The sequence below is a fragment of the Planctopirus sp. SH287 genome (assembly GCF_056500625.1).
This window is the reverse complement of record NZ_CM151403.1, coordinates 4,854,059-4,872,274: the sequence shown is the minus strand read 5'-3', so window position 1 is coordinate 4,872,274 and position 18,216 is coordinate 4,854,059. Positions and strand designations below refer to the sequence as shown.

Annotated in this window: 13 protein-coding genes; 5 read left to right on the top strand and 8 right to left on the bottom strand. The window is 52.3% G+C overall.

Annotated features, from left to right (window positions below; translation table 11 throughout):
• Positions 1–9: 9 nt before the first annotated feature.
• Positions 10–2,265 carry an HAD-IIB family hydrolase gene (locus tag SH287x_RS18050; protein ID WP_479515779.1) on the bottom strand — a complete coding sequence of 752 codons (2,256 nt, stop codon included), beginning with the start codon at positions 2,263–2,265 and terminating at the stop codon, positions 10–12.
• 476 nt (positions 2,266–2,741) lie between these two features.
• Between SH287x_RS18050 and SH287x_RS18045 the strand changes: the two genes are divergently transcribed.
• Entirely contained in the window at positions 2,742–4,430 is a 1,689-nt protein-coding gene (locus tag SH287x_RS18045; RefSeq protein ID WP_479515778.1) for a flagellar hook-basal body complex protein, read from the top strand.
• Between the two features lie 678 nt (positions 4,431–5,108).
• Here SH287x_RS18045 and SH287x_RS18040 read toward each other — a convergent pair.
• Positions 5,109–6,440: a glycoside hydrolase family 15 protein gene (locus SH287x_RS18040; RefSeq protein WP_479515777.1), complete on the bottom strand. Its 1,332-nt coding sequence runs from the start codon at positions 6,438–6,440 to the stop codon at positions 5,109–5,111.
• 549 nt (positions 6,441–6,989) lie between these two features.
• Between SH287x_RS18040 and SH287x_RS18035 the strand changes: the two genes are divergently transcribed.
• A complete protein-coding gene (locus SH287x_RS18035) occupies positions 6,990–7,235 on the top strand; it encodes a hypothetical protein (RefSeq protein ID WP_479515776.1) in 246 nt (81 codons plus the stop codon).
• Positions 7,232–7,648, top strand: coding sequence for a type II toxin-antitoxin system VapC family toxin (locus tag SH287x_RS18030; RefSeq protein ID WP_479515775.1), 417 nt, complete (start codon positions 7,232–7,234; stop codon positions 7,646–7,648). Before SH287x_RS18035 ends, SH287x_RS18030 begins: the two co-directional genes overlap by 4 nt.
• A gap of 36 nt (positions 7,649–7,684) precedes the next feature.
• Here the strand turns inward: SH287x_RS18030 and SH287x_RS18025 are convergent, their stop codons facing one another.
• The 3 genes from SH287x_RS18025 to SH287x_RS18015 all read right to left on the bottom strand — a co-directional run bounded on the left by SH287x_RS18025 (position 7,685) and on the right by SH287x_RS18015 (position 11,404).
• On the bottom strand, positions 7,685–9,136 hold the full coding sequence (locus tag SH287x_RS18025) for an RNA/DNA-binding domain-containing protein (protein WP_479515774.1): 1,452 nt from the start codon (positions 9,134–9,136) through the stop codon (positions 7,685–7,687).
• Between the two features lie 294 nt (positions 9,137–9,430).
• Positions 9,431–10,405 (bottom strand): ATP-grasp domain-containing protein, encoded by a 975-nt coding sequence (locus SH287x_RS18020; protein ID WP_479515773.1) that lies wholly within the window; start codon positions 10,403–10,405, stop codon positions 9,431–9,433.
• A gap of 171 nt (positions 10,406–10,576) precedes the next feature.
• On the bottom strand, positions 10,577–11,404 hold the full coding sequence (locus SH287x_RS18015) for an OmpA/MotB family protein (RefSeq protein WP_479515772.1): 828 nt from the start codon (positions 11,402–11,404) through the stop codon (positions 10,577–10,579).
• Between the two features lie 624 nt (positions 11,405–12,028).
• On the opposite strand from SH287x_RS18015, the gene SH287x_RS18010 reads away from it, so the two are divergent.
• The gene (locus tag SH287x_RS18010) at positions 12,029–12,265 is read left to right on the top strand and encodes a hypothetical protein (protein ID WP_479515771.1); all 237 of its coding nucleotides are present in this window, start codon (positions 12,029–12,031) and stop codon (positions 12,263–12,265) included.
• A 139-nt stretch (positions 12,266–12,404) separates the two neighbouring features.
• Here SH287x_RS18010 and thrS read toward each other — a convergent pair whose 3' ends face one another.
• Entirely contained in the window at positions 12,405–14,615 is a 2,211-nt protein-coding gene (thrS, locus tag SH287x_RS18005) for a threonine--tRNA ligase (RefSeq protein ID WP_479515770.1), read from the bottom strand.
• 412 nt (positions 14,616–15,027) lie between these two features.
• Between thrS and tadA the strand changes: the two genes are divergently transcribed.
• Positions 15,028–15,507, top strand: coding sequence for a tRNA adenosine(34) deaminase TadA (gene tadA / locus SH287x_RS18000; RefSeq protein WP_479515769.1), 480 nt, complete (start codon positions 15,028–15,030; stop codon positions 15,505–15,507).
• A 414-nt stretch (positions 15,508–15,921) separates the two neighbouring features.
• Here tadA and SH287x_RS17995 read toward each other — a convergent pair whose 3' ends face one another.
• Together SH287x_RS17995 and SH287x_RS17990 are read right to left on the bottom strand one after the other, a co-directional pair.
• On the bottom strand, positions 15,922–16,407 hold the full coding sequence (locus tag SH287x_RS17995; protein WP_479515768.1) for a DinB family protein: 486 nt from the start codon (positions 16,405–16,407) through the stop codon (positions 15,922–15,924).
• A 205-nt stretch (positions 16,408–16,612) separates the two neighbouring features.
• Complete coding sequence (locus tag SH287x_RS17990; protein ID WP_479515767.1) at positions 16,613–17,839, bottom strand: molybdopterin-dependent oxidoreductase; 1,227 nt, start codon at positions 17,837–17,839, stop codon at positions 16,613–16,615.
• Positions 17,840–18,216: the final 377 nt, after the last annotated feature.

Sequence of the window (18,216 nt, the reverse complement as noted above, 5' to 3'; positions counted from 1 at the left end):
TCTATCTGGCTATCTCAATCCGAAATGTAGCAAACCTTCAAGAATACCCGCAGCGTGATGGGCCTTGGCCAGATAAATGTCGGCGTTGTCCTGGAGAATTCGATCTCTGAGTAAAGGTTCTGAATTCCCAACAGCGATTGCACGATATGGTCTTCTTAAAAGATCCCAGTCGTTACAGGAATCCCCGGCCACGACAATTTTCAGATCATCTCGCGAAACCTGGCCCATCAGGAAGTCGAGAGCGGCCCCTTTTCCCGAACGTTCAGGCAAGATATCGACATATTGACCATGCGACGCAATGACCTGACAAGGGCAGCCTTCTGCCCATAGCTGGTCTCGTAAGAACAATTCCTCTTCCGCCGATATATCTTCGGCTGTCGCCAGATAACTCAATTTAAACGGACGCTGGGTATGAGGTTCTGTCTGAGGAACCAACCAGCCTGTTCCCGAGATAATCTCTGCAATCCGCGAAGGATGCCATGTTTCTCCCAGCCAATCCGACCATTCCGGCCAATGCTCATGCTGGTCTCCCAGCACAATTTCACTACCGACCGAAGCAATCATAATTTCAGGAAAAGGAACATCCCACTCCCGACAAACATCATAGATCAATGCGGGTGCTCGCCCTGTGGCCACTCCCAGCATCCATTTCCCTTGTTGTCCTTCAATCCAGTGGAGGAGATCCTTTAATGATTCACGATCACCCACAAGCGTGCCATCGATATCGCTGATGAGTAATCCATGAACGTTATCCAGCCGTTGATGGAGCCTTTCAATAAGGCTCGAACGATTCACCGCAGAACGTCCCGAAGTGCTATGACCCTGCAAGGCCGGCAGGTCGGGAGCAGCCGTCGAGAAAGGATGAGATAATGTGTTCCAGCCGGGATGTATCTGCGAGACAATTCGTAAATAGTGCTCGACATGGGCTTTCCAGGCATAGTTAGAGCGAACGTTTTTTATTCCGTTGGCACTAAATTCATCCCAGAGCGATCCATCAGTCAGCAGCTTCAGAATCCCGGCAGTCAGGGCCTCCTGATCAGTGACATCCAGCACAATGCCGCTATTACAGAGAGCGACAATATCTTGCGGGCCGCCATTTTCCGTCGCGACAAACGGCAGGCCTGTGGCACTGGCTTCAATCGTCGTGAGGCCAAACAATTCAATAAAAGCCGAGTTGACAAAGACCCCTCGACCGCTGGCGGCCAGTCGATAAAGTTCAGGAACATCTAATTCAGAATCGTGCCGCTTGGGAATCGCCATTTTTCCATATAAATCATAGCGATCCATTAGCAGCAGAATGTCAGTTAATACTTCGCGTTCGTTACCCGACATCGTATTAATGTCTTCACGAATACCCGCGAAAACAGCGAGATTAGCAATCGCCCGTAACTCAGGACTTTCTCCATAAGCCTGAATCAACGACTGGATATTCTTCCGGCGGTCAGGCCGACAAAGCGCCAGAATCAGCTTTTTCTGAGGATCAGCAAGAAAGCGGGCAAGTTGCCGCTGCATCCGACTGCGGGCCTGTTTGAAGCCTTCGCCAATCTCTTCTCCAGGCAATTCATAATTGTAGTAGGGAAAGAATCTTTTAAGATCCAACCCCGGCGCAATGACTTCAACCACAGTCTCCTCGGGAATTTGGTATCCCTGATATTGCGAGTGCTTTTCATGGAGTGTGCTGGTAATCACGGCAGCAGCAGCATCCAGACACAATTGCTCTTCCGAAATACGGTGATCGATGTTGAGCAGTTGATTGGCTTTGTCATGCGTCCAACCTTCAGACGCTAAATAAGCCAGTTTGGGCTTACCGAGCGAATGCCCGGTGAAAATGAATGGGACTTCGAGTTTGCGTGCCAGTTGCCTTGCAACCACGCCTGCGTCGGCATAGTGACCATGAATCCAGGCCAATGGCCAGGGTTGTGCCTGCGTAAAGGTTTCCAACGCTTGAGCCAACTGACCCAGATAAGGCCAAAGGTCTTCCTTTCGCACATATTGATCATCAGCGCACGAGATCCGCACAATCCGGCAGCGGGGCGAAAGCGTTTCAATCTCGCGGGAATATTCGCCATCCAGAGGCTGGCCATCTGTCCCATGGCCGCTTAATCGGCGAGTCACCAGATCGACTTGCGTAATCCGCGGATCCTCGGCCAGCGCAACGGCCAGATCCAGAACATAGCGAACCTGACCACCGGTATCGGCATCGCGCCCCATTTCAATGGAGTCGCCTCGAACGAGCCCATGGAGACTCAGGATTTGCACATACATCAACACCCCCCAGACCAACTATTCGTTGATTTGCCATACTAGCAGATTTTGAGAGTCAAGATGATCTCGCTCCGTCTGGAAACTCAGAAAAGTCCATAAAATCAGCCTATTTTCTTATTTTCCACCCATAACACACTGCTGATTTCTTATGTAATTCTTTTCTCACCCCCTGTCGGGTGGATCAACAAAGTGCGAAAAAGACCGGCAATTTCTGCCGATCAGTGGACGTTCGCCTGGCCTTCGATGTCATTAACTTTGCGGATTATTCGGAATAATCCAGAAGGCAGGGTCGTACCATCCGCCGGTTGTATCGGGGAGATCATAAAGGATCGCTTGCCGGCCTCCTGATTTCCGATACCCCCCTCAGATGGACGATGCCCCGCCGGATCGTTCATCCCCTGGCGGCTCAGGAGGAGACTGCCAGAACATCACACGGAAGCTGCCCGCTACGGGAGACTTTCGGGAAAGGACCAGGGATGGGTCTGACCTCTGCTCTCAATACGTCGCTGAACGGTCTCTCACTCAATGAAGTGACGATCGACGTGCTTGGCAATAACATTGCCAATGCCGGTACGAACGGCTTCAAGGCTTCGACCGTCCGCTTTCAGACCCAGTTAGCCAGAACCCTTTCGATTGGTTCACGTCCCACGACAACCGATGGCGGGACAAACCCGCGCCAGGTCGGATTAGGCGCCACCACCTCGGCCATCAGCAAAGACTTCACTCAGGGAAGTCTTTCCAACAGCACCAGCCCTTCCGATCTGGCCATTCAGGGGGAAGGCTTCTTTGTCATGGATGGTTCCAGCGGACGAACATATACCCGCAATGGAAACTTTCTCCGCAGTAGCGATAGTTATCTCATTAACGATCAGGGTCAGTTTGTTCAGGGTTATGGCATCGACGATGAATTCAACATCGTCACGACACAACTGACCCCTTTGCGTATTCCCCTGGGCGAAATGAACGTCGCGCAGCGGACATCGCGAATTACGATGGGTGGGGCACTTTTCCCAGCCGGTGATCTGTCCACTCAAGGATCGATTATCAACAGTGAAGTCCTGACCGACAGCGCCACAGGCTTGCCAGCAACCGGAACAGGTTTACTCAGCAACATCGAAAACGCAGGCGGAGCCAACTACTTCACCGTTGGCCAGACGCTGACCTTCGCCCCACGCAAAGGGGGACGTGTCGTTGAAGAGCAATCGTTCGTGGTGTCTGCCACCTCCACCATGGCCGAATATGTCGACTTCATGAACAACACCCTGGGAATCCAAAACGGCTCCGGGATACCTAACGATGCCACCACCGGCGGACAGCCAGGAATCGCGCTGGTTGCCGGACAAATCCAGATTGTCGGGAACACAGGAACCCAGAACGATATCAGCATCACTTCAGGAGATATTCAGAGTGACGGCGCCGTTGTCCCGATGGCTTTTACCAAATCGGAATCAAGCAATGGGGAAAGCGCCGCCACAGAATTTATTGTCTATGACTCGTTGGGACAAACGGTCAATGTCCGCATGACTTCAGTTCTGGAAAGCCGCGGCCCGGGAGCCACCACCTTCCGTTACTTCCTGGAAAGTGCCGAAGACAGTCGCCCGGGTGTCGCCATCGGAACCGGCCTGATCACCTTTGACAGCGAAGGAAAAATGACAGGCGATATCACCCAGATGTTTACGCTGGAACGTTCCGACACCGCAGCCGTCAGCCCCATGCAGATCGAAATGGATCTTTCCCAGATTAGCGGCATCTCGTCCGAACAATCCGGAAGTGCCTTAAACCTCTCGACCCAAAATGGTTCAAAGCCCGGCACATTGCAAAGCTATGTGATTGATGAACAAGGTTTGATCAACGGGATCTTCGACAACGGCCTCATCCGCTCACTGGGGCAAGTCGTGATGGCCCGGTTTGCCAACGCTGATGGTTTGCTGGAAGCGGGTGGAACAGCGTTTCGCGAAGGGGTCAGCTCAGGTGTTCCTCAAATTGTGACGCCAGGTTCGTTTGGAGCGGGCACAATTGCTTCTGGAAAGATCGAACTTTCCAACACCGACATCGGCCGTAATCTGGTCGACCTGATTGTCGCCTCAACCAATTACCGAGGCAACGCACGAGTCATTTCATCCGTTCAGGATCTGACCAACGAACTTCTGATGCTCGGCCGGTAATCACGAGTGAGAACGTCACTCTGGCCCGCAACTGTCAGACTTTCTCCAGATGTGAGCGATGATCTCAATCCGAAACTGGCATTCCTTCGGAATTCGCTCTTTCTGGGGTTCTTCTCTGATCTTCTTCTATAGAACTTTATGTTCTATCGGAGTAAGAGAATTAGAGGTGCCGTAAAATTGTGGAATGTGAATAACTTATTCACCGTAACTGCAATTTCAGCAGCAGTTTAGATGGGTTTTCCCACAATGCGACACTGTCAATGGCCTGTGGTAAGTCTGTTCTTCAACATGCCATATCTCGTGCTGAGTCAAAGGGTTCTCCACAGTCGGTCTGAAAAGTGATTTCAGGCTGTGGGAACCCGGCCAACTTGACCCGTACTTTCCGATACAAATCGGCCATCGCTCACCAAGTTATCGACGGTACTTCAGGTAATTTACGAGAAATTTCCGCTTTACCGATGAGTTAACCGGATGGGATATTACTGATGAATACTTGAGTTATAGTGATTTTTCTGTTTCCGGGAAGGCTCCCTCTCCTTGCGGGAGAGGGTTGGGGTGAGGGGGCCGATGAACCAGCCGTGTTTCCAAAGCCAATACCAATCCCCTTATCCGGCCTGCGGCCACCTTCTCCCTCAGGGAGAAGGATTTGAGAGCTTCCGGATAGCCTCTCAGTCAACATCATGACGAGGGAGACTGTTCCATCGCTTGAAGTGCCAATCGCAGGTTCGTTTGTGTCCATAAAAGTGGCGTAATGTCGTTGGGAATGTATTTCCCTTCTTCAGAAAAATACGACTCAGGGCATTTGAAACCACCAAAACGCGAATCCTCCGGCGTCAGTTGAGACAACGACCGCAACAGATGGAACTTCTGCATGGCCAGATCTTCTTCCCGGCCATGTGAGCGATACCACTCACCGGCAATGATTGAAATGATGGGGTCAAACAGGCACCATTGAGCCTCCTGCCCCCCCTTCAATAGCTTGTCTCGAATCGATTGATCTTCGCTGTAGTCCGTGGAGCGTTTTTCCGCACTCACCAGGGTGCGGTAGTCAGCACACCAGTAGGAATCGCCCACATAGCGTCTGACGCCGTATGGCCCCACGAGATGCTGGATCACATTGGCCACAATCGTGCGAGCCATTGGTTCCCTGGTCACTTGCAGCGGCCAGATCAGAAACAGCAGGGCTGCATCGACAGACCGTTGTTTGGTCACGTTGGCTTGAATGCACTCATTGGGAAGGATTTTTTCGAGAGCGACCTGCCCCTGTGTGGCCAACTGACTGCACAGTTCTGACGTCGCTCCCCGACCAGCAGTGCGAAATTCCGGGTGTTCGTCAAGAACGACGGCCCACATGCGGAGAGCCGCGACTACGACACCAATACTGGAGGCCTCAATTTTCCGCTGCTCTTCCCAATGACCACTGTCTTCGTCATGGGCATAATCAATCGCTTGGAAGTAATGCGGGAATTCGTTGAGGACAGCCGCATCGTCAATTGATAACGTGAGCTGCCCGGAAGTGGCCAGTTTGGCAGTCAACCATACAAAATAGGCCAACGCATCATTTTGTGCGTGCGACCATTTTTCAGCATTTTCCTGCAGCGCCAGGCCATTAAAGCGAATGTGAGGACGCTCCTGAACATTGTTCTTATCAACCCGGCCTTCAATGACATTCGCCAGGCGAGGCTTCTGGGTGGCGAAGAACTCAAGCAGCGCTTTGACATCAGCAACGGCTGTCTCAATCTCACCCCAGAGAAAATGTCCGTGGGCAACGTGAATGTTGTCACGAACCCAGACGTTCTGATACCCGGTTAAATGAAAATCTTCGGCAACAGAAGTTGCAGCAGCAAAGAGACCCGTGGGCAATGTCGGAAACTGAAATGTCCCCTTTTCCATGAGTAAACGGGTCACGTCACGAATTTGCGCAATCGACCAGGTTTCCAATGAGACATTGGGATCCAGAATGGCGGCCAGTTCGGGGAGGAGTGGCTGTGCCGGGTAATGTTCCTGCATTTGAATCCTCTTGGTTCGGGCAGACTTGCTGTTGTGAAAAGTGAGATGATTTGAGAATAACTTCACCCATCAGAAATAAAATTCCCGGGGTAGAATTGGTAGGTCATGGTGCCAACGGTGTAGCAAGACCACAGATCTCTGAAAACAGCAATCTCATGTCAACATGCAAACTGGAAAGTCATCACAGCAGGTGTGGCCAGACTACTGCTATAAATTTGGGTCGCTTGTGTTGTTAAGCCTGACAACGGAGGACGTAGCGGCGACATCAACCCGAAGACAAAGCCGTCACACGGCACGAGTGACCTCACTTATTTTCATGATCAGAGTGAGAGAATACGGTGAGATCGCATGATCATCTGACGATGAATAAGCAAGTTTTGATAGATTTCATCTGCTTTCGTTTTTTTTCTTGACGGGCAAAAAAGAAGCGTGCTCTAATTTCAATGATTTATGCCGGGAAACATGTCATTTTTTGGAAGAATGTTGTGACAAAGTACCGACCCCCCAGAATCAATTCGTGACATAACACAAACCCAAAGGTGAGAATACGTGATGCAGGAAGCGTGGAGTATCGTTGATGCCAAGAGCAAACTGAGTGAAGTGCTTAATCTCGCAGAACAAGAAGCCCAGTTTATTAATCATTGCAACCGTCAATATGTCGTTCTAGATGGAGATGAATACCAGAGATTGATCGGAAATCTTCCCAGTCTCAAGGAACTCATTTTGCAAGGGCCTGGTCTGGAAGACATTGATTTTGATCGCGATCAATCAGGTAGCCGGAAATTAGAATTGTGAGAACGTTGCTAGATACCTGTGTTCTTGCGGAAATTCAGCGTAAGCAAGGCTCTGCTCGAGTTCGTAGTCGATTGGAAGCAATTGCAGCCGAGGATCTCTATCTCAGCGTGCTCACACTTGGTGAAATTCGTAAAGGCATTGATAAGCTTGAAGAAAGTGTGAGGAAAAGAGCACTTGAGTTATGGCTTGATCAGGTTGTCCTCACTGCTCAGAGGCGAATTCTCCCGGTTGATCGTGAAACGGCCCTCATTTGGGGCGAAGTGACCGCCAGAGCTGAGAAGAAAGGACGTCCGATCCCTGCGGTTGATGGACTCATCGCCGCAACGGCTTTGCAACATGGTCTTCATTTAATGACGCGGAACGTGTCTGATTTTGAGGCCACAGGAGTGCTACTCATTAACCCTTGGGAATGATTTCTATAGAATTTCTTCCCTAAGCTGATTAGCCATCTATCGCTGTATCAGCATGCGGCCTTTCTCCGTCAGTCGGTATTTTTGAAGGCGGCTTCTGGGCTTATCCGGGATGGTCATTTCGATAAGACCCCAGGTAATGCCTGGTTGCTGATAGAATTCTCGAAAGTGTTTTTCATCTTTCAGGCCCAATATTACCTGAATTTCCTTTCGACCCATCTCTCCCTGGATGATAGCCAGCATCTTGATCACTTCGGGGGTGACTTCGGGGGTGACTTCGGGGGTGACTTCGGGGGTCAGATGTTCTCTGGAGATTCCTAATGGCACCGTCACCGTAAACATCTCGCTATCCTCGAAGATCGGTTTACCTGAGCCGGGAGCGTAATGCGGCAAGTATTGGTTGACGCGACGAACGCCCGAACCAAGCTCTTCATACTGGCCCATTTGCAGCATGAACTTGCAGATCGCCGGATTTTTTGGAAATGGAATGAACCGATTGGGGTTAATCTGGCCAAAGTAGTGCGGCACATTCGGGTTTTTGAACTCTACACGGTCAGCGTATATCACCAGCGTGGCTGGTGCTGCGCTCGTATAATCCCGGTGGGCAATAATGTTGGCAACCAGTTCGCGGAAGATCACTTCCCGCAGGTTGATACTTGTCACTCCTTCTTGATAGAAGGGGTTATTTAAATGCTTCTCGACAAATCCCATCATCTGATCGAACGCATCGATTAAGTTGGTACGAATGATGAGCCGGTCGTCATATCGTTCTGTATCCCGACGACGTAGCAGACAATCAAACTTATATCCCGGTGCAAGTTCCTGAATCGTCAGGTCAGTTCCAAACATTAATCCGGCCGCGAGGTTATACATCAACTGGCCGGTTTCCGGGTCTTTGCGGATAAACCCCGCCACTCTCAGCAATTCTTCCGGCGGCAGATTGGCCCAGGGGTGCTTGGGACGGTGCGAACGCATGAACTGCTTGGCTTTACGAAACAGTTTCGGGTTGAGGTCAGCCATGCCAAGATGTGGAAAGACCTTCTGCTCGGTAAAGATGCCCAGTTTGCGATTCAACAATCCCGCCAGTCGATTCACACCTTTGACGCGATAGTCACCATCTTCGCTGCGAAGATAAACAACACCGGCTGTGGAATGAACCTGTGAACTGGCCGGAATCTGCACTTTAATGACCCATTTTCCCTGGATCTCTTCTTCCTGAGGAAACAGGAGATAGGGGGGATCCAGTTTTTGTGGGTTATTCGAGAGATTGGCAATGTCAGCTTTGAGGCGAGGTATAGCGGTGGGATCAACGCCGGTGACTTCGCCGGTTTTGTCTTCGACACCGAGAAGAATCGTGCCGCCTTCCATGTTCAGAAAAGCGCAGACGGTCTCAAAGAAATTCGAGGGCAACTGGTTAGTTGCGCGCTTGAACTCCAACGAAAGTCCTTCGGAAGTTCCGAAAGGGTGCTTGGTCTTTGCGACTCTTGGCATGTGCTGATCTTTATAAGCTTAGATCAAACTTCTGATGTTGTTAGATATCAACAAAATTATGAATGATATCTGGCAGGCATCACCAGTGCCGTGTCACGGCTTTGTCTTTGGGTTGATGTCGCCGCAACGTCCTCCGTTGTCGGACTTAACAACAGAAGAGACCCGAATTTTAGACTTTGACAATGCACCATTTTGTTTGGTGTACTTATCTCTCCTTCAATAGATCATTTTCGCGACAATGCCAGATTCATCAGTTCCTCGCAACAGGATTTGTTTGACTATTGGTTCTTCAGCTTACCATTGGGCCGAAGGTGTGAGCCATGCCGCTGGAAGAGTGAGGCTGGTCGTCTCACTGGTGGTCTGTTCGGCAGGTGATTTTCCTGACACACTCAATGAAGCGGCCGCACCAAAGATCTGGCGATAACCGAGATAACTGGTACATAGTCGTGGATTAAGTTCGACAACCAGCGGATGATCGCTTCCCTCGGGCCAGATCAGATCCACACCGGTGTAACCCCAGAGATCGGGAATCGTCGCACAAGCGGCAAGGGCCAAAGCCTCCAGAGTCGCTCGTTCAGCAAGTGTAAATCCCGCAGCGGGAAGTTCGCCACCAGAATAGACCAAACGTGTGATGGTGGGGTCATCAGTTGGCTGTTCTTCAATCTTCTGAGATGCAGCAGGCCAGGCGAACGATTGCGATAGCCCTGCTTCATTTCTCTGAGTGATCACAGCGACCGAAGCATGTCTTCCCGACAGATACGGCTGTGCGATCCAGTGGGGACGACTTGCAAACTCAGGTGTGATGTTTTCCACAACCAGGAGTCCAGCACATCCCACACCGTCGGCTGGCTTGATAACCAGTCGACCGGACGATCCCGGCTCATTAAGGCGGGCGGATTCAGCAACAGGCACTGTGGGGATGGTGGCAATACCGTGTTCTTCGAGATGAGCCGCCAAGGCCAGCTTGTCGCCAGCCAGTTGAATGGCGGCAACGGATGAGTTCAGTACGTTTCCTCCCAGGAACTGGCACAGTTCGACCATGGCTCCCAGAATGCCGTCGGTCTCGGGAGCGATGAACAGAATGGCCCAGCCTCCGGTGATGGCGGAATGGACGAGTGCTCTCGCGTGATCCTCATCTTCTGTCCACAGCCAGTGAACTTTGTTGGTTTCTGATTCGTTGGTCACCCACTTTGATTTCCAGGTGCTATGAACCAGTCCTGCGACCCGCGCTCCCGATTGAGCAAGATCTTCGGCAAGACACTTCAACATGGCCGCGCCTTCTTGCAGGTTAGCATCAGAAAACGCTGAATCCTCAGAGGCATCGCCTTCAAAGGCACACAGATATTCGCAAATTAATACGGGACGATTCATCAATTCATTCTAACTAGAGATGCGATTGATCGGGTGAAGTATTCAAAATGGAAGCGTAAGACAGATGGCTTAATTGCTGGAACCGCCAGATTCCCAACCAGCAACCACAGCGTCAGGAGCCAGGACAAAAATTTCTACCCGGCGGTTTCTCTGGCGACTTTTGTCATCTGAGTTAGGAACCAGCGGCTGGAACATGCTGTAACCAGCGGCTCCCATGCGGTTATCTGTAATCCCCGATTTCTTGAGAGCCAGTACAACCGAATTGGCCCGGTCTGTCGACAAGTGCCAGTTGGTAGGATGCTTGTTAGCCACTGCTTGCCTGGAGATCGGCTTGTCGTCAGTGTGGCCCACGACCAGCACTTTGAGATGCTTGGAATCACTGCCATTCATGATCTTGGCAAACTCCTGGAGCAGAGCGAAAGCTTCAGGACGAATCTCGTCGCTGCCGGAAGCAAACAACAGATTTTCCTGGAACTTGCTGACACCTGTCTGTGGGTCGAATTCAAAGTCAGGATACTTCTTACGCAAGTCTTCCATCCGCTGGCTGGCATCGTTGGAAAGAGGATTCTTCACGCTACTGGTCAGCATGTTCTTGTACTTGTCTTCCAGGTTCTGGTTGGCAGCCATGATGTTATCCAGCCGTTGATTGGCGAGATCCAACCCATTGCGGAGCGTGACATTCTGTTGTTCCAACTGGGCCTTATCGGCAGCCAGTTGTGACAGCGATCCCTGGAACTGGTTGCGCTCCATCGCTAAGCCCTGATACTGCTGATAGAGCTGACGCGACTGAAGCTGGCTTTGGCGCAGCATGCGTTTTTCCCGGCAGTGGCAACCAGATTGTGTGGCCACCAGCAGGCAAAGAATCGCAAGGATGAGACAACGTAAATACGGGCCCATGACGGGACTCCTGCGGCTACGAACTCTGTGTTCCCTGAGAGGCAGGCCTTGAGAATCAGGCCATGGCTTCAAAGATGAGTTCACCGAAGAAAACGGGACGGGATTTCAGTGGGACAGGTCAAAGTGAAAGGCGGGATTAAGCAGAACGGAATCTCTCACAAAGCCATTGGTGCCTGTTTGAAAGCACAGATTGCTTTTTCAAACGTTGCTGCATCAGAGGTTTTACAAGAGTTGATAAAGATCAACGCCGAACAGGCCGGAGCCGATGGGTGAATCGATGAGTTGATGGGTGGGATAGTCAAAAGGTGAAAGCATTGAGCAAGTCAGTGTGATGACTTGTTTAGCCCCAATGTCAGCCAGGAAACGGGAGTAAAAATCGTCGAAGGAAGTGAAGTTGATACAGGCGGGAATAAGCCGTTGAAGGGAGATCAGCAGTCGAAACAGTGTGATAAATCCAGTGTGATCGCCAAGGACTGGCAAAATCGGCCACTGTTGCGAGGAATATGTAAAAGAATCGGCGGATTCTGCCAAGACGAGTTCGCAGAAATCTCGTGATCTGACCATCACCACATAAAAAACAGCATTTTCCGCCGATCACCAACCTGGTCAACCCGCAGGAATCTCGTGCGGTTCCCCCTTGCGGGGTTTGTGGCGGCGTATGAGAGCCAGCTGTTCAGAAACGAATGGGTCTTACGCCGCCAGAATGCGGTCGGTAATCCCGTCCAAAGCCACTGCGGGTTTGCCAGCAGTGGCTTTGGACGGGATGAAAAGCTCTTCGCCTTCTTCAAGCTTTTTCGCTTCCCCTTGCGGGGTTTGTGGCGGCGTATGAGGGCCGACTGTTCAGAAGCGAATGGGGCTTAAGCCGCCAGAATGCGGTCGGTAATCCCCCAAAGCCACTACTGGTTTGCCAGCAGTGGCTCTGGACGGGGTGAAAAGCTCTTCACCTTCTTCAAGCTTTTTTGCTTTTCCGCTTCTTCGCTTCCCCCCCCCCTCTCTCTCATCAGTCGGCGTAATTCTCGTCTTCACTGGTGGTCGGGGCGGGTGCTGGCTTCGCCACGTTGCGAATGCGTTTTTCAACCACTTCTGCTTGCAACCGGGCGATGGCGTCTGCCAGAGGAACCGCACCCAGATCGCCTTCAATGCGGTCGCGAATTGAGACGGTTCTGTTTTCCTGATCCTTACCGCCCACGACGAGCATGTAAGGCACGAGTTCTAATTGGGCGTCGCGGATCTTGCCGTTGATCTTGGCACCACGCAGGTCTGAAGTCACGCGGAAGCCAGCCGCTCGGAATTCGCGTTCGACTTCTTTTGCGTAATCTTCAAACTTGTCGCTGATCGACAACACGCGAATCTGCTCGGGAGCCAGCCACAAAGGAAACGCACCGGCGAAATGCTCAATCAGCATCCCTGTGAAGCGTTCCATCGAACCAAACGGTGCCCGGTGGATCATCACTGGCCGGTGCGTTTGATTGTCAGCTCCCACATATTCCAACTGGAAGCGTTCGGGCAGATTGTAATCCAGTTGCACCGTTCCTAATTGCCATTCACGGCCAATGCAATCCTTCACCATGAAGTCAGCCTTGGGGCCATAGAACGCAGCTTCCCCTTCACGGGCTGTGAACGGCAGATTGAGTTCGGTCAGCACCTTTCGCAAGCTGGCTTCGGCACGCTGCCAGTTCTCTTCACTGCCGACGTATTTATCGCTCTGTGGGTCACGGAGAGAAAGCTGCACGCGGTAGTCTTCTAACCCCACGCTGGCCAGCACGAATTGAACGAGTTGCAAAGTCCCCCGGAACTCTTCTTCCACTTGTTCGGGAGTGCAGAAGAGGTGAGCATCGTCCTGAGTCAAACCGCGAACTCGCAGCATCCCATTCAGTTCGCCCGATTGCTCATGGCGATAAACCGTGCCGAACTCGGCCAGTCGCACCGGCAGATCGCGATAGCTGCGATGCATCGACTTATAAATTTGAGCATGATGCGGGCAGTTCATCGGCTTCAGAAGATAGCGTTCCTGCTGCTTCTCCCAGGTGCGAAGAACTTCGCTCTTGGCTTCAGAGGTCGTGGCCTTGGCGTAATCGGGAATCTCCACCCCCAGAATTTTGGCCGAGCCGAGCAGCGACTGTTCATCGGCTTCACTGATCGCACCTTCTTGAAGCTTGCGAATCCAGAAGTCGATCAATTGGCCCCCGTCATGGCCATAAAGCGGTGTGAACTGAGAATCACGGTAGTAAGGGAAGTGACCACTGGTCTCATACAATTCCACACGCCCGATGTGCGGGGTGTAGACCGGCTGGTAGCCCCGCTTGAGGAGTTCCCCCTTGATGAACTCTTCCAGCAATGCCCGAACAGTGGCTCCCTTGGGCAGCCAGAGACAAAGCCCTGCACCGACTTCCGGACTGATCGAAAACAGGTTCAACTGCTTGCCCAGCACACGGTGATCACGACGTTTGGCCTCATTGACCTGCTCCAGATGGGCATCGAGATCTTTTTGCGAAAACCAGGCGGTGCCGTAAACCCGCTGCAATTGCTGGCCGCTGGCATCACCCTTCCAATAAGCACCAGCCACGCTCAACAAACGGAACGCCTTGATCCTTCCAGCATCCGGAATGTGCGGCCCCCGGCAAAGATCCACAAACTCACCCTGACGATAGAAGCTGACGCTTTCTTCGGCTGACAACCCCGTGCGGATATGTTCGCACTTGAGCTTCTGCCCCATTCCTTCCAGCATCGCCAGGGCTTCATCACGCCCGGTCATGAAGCGTTCAAATGGTTCGGCCAGTCCCACCAGCTTGGCCATCTCGGCTTCAATGCGGGCAAAGTCGTCTTCGCTCAGCTTATGTGGCAGATCGAGGTCATAGTAAAAGCCATGCCCAGTGGTCGGGCCGAAGGCCAGTTGCACTCCGGGAAAGACACGCATGATGGCCCGAGCCATCACGTGAGCACACGAGTGACGCAGCACGCCCAGCGAAGAGGCGTCTTTTTCTGTGAGAATCTGCACAGGCGCAGGCCGAACGTCAGTGCTCTCGGCCACAGGTCGCTTCAGATCAGTGATTTTCTCACCCACGCGAGCGGCAATGGCGGCTTGTGCCAGGCGGGGACTGATCGATTCCGCAATCGCCAGCGGAGTGACATCCGCAGGAAATTCCTTCACAGAACCATCAGGAAGTTGAATCGAAACAGGAGACGAGACTGAAGGAGTAGAAGCAATCATGAGGGAAACATCCTGACCAGACGGCGACAGGCTCTCTCCCCGGCCGACTCCGCCGGAAGGTTCCTGTCGTGACAGTCTGACCTCGTTGAAAAAATCAGGGCTATTGAAACGACTTTTGACTTATCAGGATCTGTAATGAAAAGGGGGTGAGTCGCCGCAAACACTCATTTTCATCACGAAACTCACGGACAAGATTACAAAAAACGCACCGGAAAGTCCGTCCTCACGAAAGAGGAAATTCGTGCGAAGAAGGTTCATGTACAGCAAAACATGCCGAATTGACCCGGAACATGGCCATTCTCGCCGCCATTCAAAGTGGTTCGCTTGCAGAATGTATGGCATGCTAAAAGTGGTTGATCATTGCCATTTTCCAAGTTAATCCGGCCCAGCCATGTCTCAGCAACTCTCCGAAATGTTTGACAACGTGCTCCAACCCCACGACCGGTGGATGCGGCAGGCACTCGATCTGGCACAACAGGCCTTTTCCGAAGAAGAAGTTCCCATCGGCGCGGTCATCGTCAAAAACGAGCAGATCATCGGAGCCGCATGGAATCAGCGAGAGCAACTCAAAGATCCCACCGCACACGCCGAAATCGTCGCAATCACCCAAGCGGCAGAATCCATCGGCGACTGGCGACTGGAAGACTGCACGCTCTACGTCACGCTCGAACCCTGCCCCATGTGTGCCGGCGCGATTGTCCAGGCTCGGATCCCCCGCGTGGTCTACGGCATCACCGATCCCAAAGCCGGCGCCTGCCACACGCTCTACCAGATCACCGACGACCCACGCCTTAACCACCGTTGTGCCGTCCTGGGCGGTGTCTTGGCACAAGACTGCAAAGAGATCCTCCAAGAATTCTTCCAGCTACAACGTTCCCGCGGCAAAAAGTAACCCCTCGCGGGGTTTGGGCCTATCGGCCGGGCCGTTGGCTGAAGATCCGCAGGCTCGTTGGCCTGCTGGTCGGTCGTTCATTCGCGAATGGGTCTTACGCCGCCAGAATGCAGTCGGTTAATCGCCCAGAGCACTGCGTCTTTGTCAGCAGTGCTCTGAACGTGCTGAAAAGCTCTTCTATACTCTTCTGGCTTTTTCGCTTTTCTGCTTCTTCGCTTTCCCCCCTTGCGGGGTTTGTGGCGTTGCATGAGGGTCGGTTGTTCATTCACGAATGCGCTTACGCCGCCAGAATGCAGTTGAAAGAGAGATGTGCCATGTTTAGCAAGCATGCTCTGTGAATTGATGGAACATCGGCGTCAAATGAACATCCGGTATGCTCACTCAGAGCCGTGAAGATGGCACGAAACTGAGTGTCTACTGCAAAGGTTTCCCGAGCAGTGCCCGCTTTTCGTAGGCGAACTTCAGGTGATGTTCCAGATGCCAGGTGTATTTCACCACCTGATCGGCCAGGCTGACTTTGCCCACCTCGGTATGAATCCCCGTGCGGGCAAACATTTCCGGTGAAAATCGCTTCAGATGTTCGGCCATAAACCTGCGGTTTGTACGCACGACCTCACACGCCGCGATCACATCCAGTTCGCTCATTCCCGGCAGAACATTGAACGCGGATTCGTCATAAGCACAGATCAGCGGATTATCCATCGCCGCGATCCGTTTCATCCGGTCGGTTCCGATAAGATCGCTGTCATAAATGTGCGTGGCAATCTGCTGCAGGCTCCAGGTTCCCGGTACCGGATAAGCCTGCAGTTCCTCTGATGTCAGACCAGAAAATGCCGTTACCAGTTTTTCCCCACCGGCAAGGTACGCTTCAATCTGCGAAGTTGTGATCATGGTTTCCATAGGCCTGCTTCCTTCTTGAACCTCAGATCGGCCATGATCACAAAGGTTTCTGACCGCACATTTTTCACTCAACTTTTTTTCACGTTGCAGTGATTCTGAAAGTAATCTGCAGGACAACCATTCGCTGGGAAAGTTCGCCCGCACGCGAAAATTTCTTTCCCCTATTCATGGCCAGACTCAGCAATTTGATCATCAGCCAGAAAGATCAGGATCGGGCAGGCTGTGACCCTGCCACAGGAAGTGTGTGCCACGAGTTGAGTTGATAGCCTTTCACATTGAAAGGCTGTGTTTCAGGCTGTTGATTCCCGGCTTGGTCAAAGGCTCGCACCGTGACGGTCTGGACGTCTTTGGCAGGAATTGTCAGGCTCCACAAAGCCCACGCATTGCGAGTGGGAGTCGTGGCGATCCGGGCCTGTTGCCACGTTTTTCCCAGATCTGTGCTCACTTCCACCCGCTCAATCGTATTCCCAAAACTTCCCTGAGGGACTGCATAGCCTCGAACGCGCAGTGACTTCTCAAAGGGCCGGATCTCAGTGATCGCGGAGTTAAGAATGTACTCCATGATCGGTTCGGCATTGGCCGTCGATTCCGGCTTGTCGTCGAGCACAACCTTATAAACATCCTGCACAAAAAAGTTGGGTGAAGGACGATCGCTGACAATCACCTTTGCCAGCCACTTCACACTGCGCGCTCCGATGTAGCCGGGAACCACGCCTCTTAAAGGAAACCCATGCTCGGGAAGCAACGGGTCACCGTTCATGCCCCAGGCCAGCAGTGCTTCTTCACCAACCCGCTGTTCCATCGTCTTTTCCAGTGGGATCGAGGCGCCGAAGGCAAAGGGGTCACCATGTCCTTCAACAGCGTCCAACCCTTCAAACCAGACATGCTTCGCCCCGGCTTTTAACCGGCAGAACTGAAGCACGTCGGATAACGAAACTCCCTGCCAGTCACAGTAACCAATAGCGCCGACATCCCAGGGCACACCTGGTGCCTTTCGTCCTTTCAACGCAAACTCATTCCGACGATTTCCCGCACAGATCATCATCGCGAGCGTCGATCTGGCTGGAAATCGTTCCTGCAAGTCATCCACGGTGAACGTCATCGGCTGTTCAACCAAACCGCTGATACTGACTGAAAATGATTGAGGGTCGATCCTGGGAATCTTGCCATGACTACGGACATACAGACTGCGCGTCGGTGTCATGAACTGTGACGTCAATTCAGGAGCCGGCGGTTCGGCATTAAAGGGCGTCGCCTGACGGGTGATCAGCCTTTTAATGTCGGCTGAAATCAAGTCCAGCGCCGGCTCATCAGCTCTCAGACGTTGCGAACCAACATAAGGAATCGCCGTCGATAAACCGGCCGCGGTCAACAACCCCGCTGTTTGACCAAGAAATTGACGGCGATTGGAACTGCCAAATGAGGATCGCATCAGTTGTTTCCCTGAAGTCTTTTCGTGGTGGAGTCGTGTGCGAATTGAGTTAGGAGAAATCTCGCTCTCGGTCATATTCATCGATCATCGTTGATTGAATTCTTATGTTAATCCAAACGGCAGACTCAGGATAGAACTGAACGAATGCCCGCCTGCGGTCAGTCACTCGGGCAGCTTCCCTTCAGATTCGACGTGTTAAGCAGTGAGTGAGTAGCACAGGTTGCCCGTCTGCGGGCTACCTGTGTGCCAGAGGCACAGGCGGTTCAGGCGGCCTGAACCGCCTGGAAGCGAGAAACCTCTTGTGGCTGTGCCACCCCGGTAGAAATCGGAATTTCAACCGGGGCTACCCTGCACTCGTCCGAACGCGGGAGAAGGGG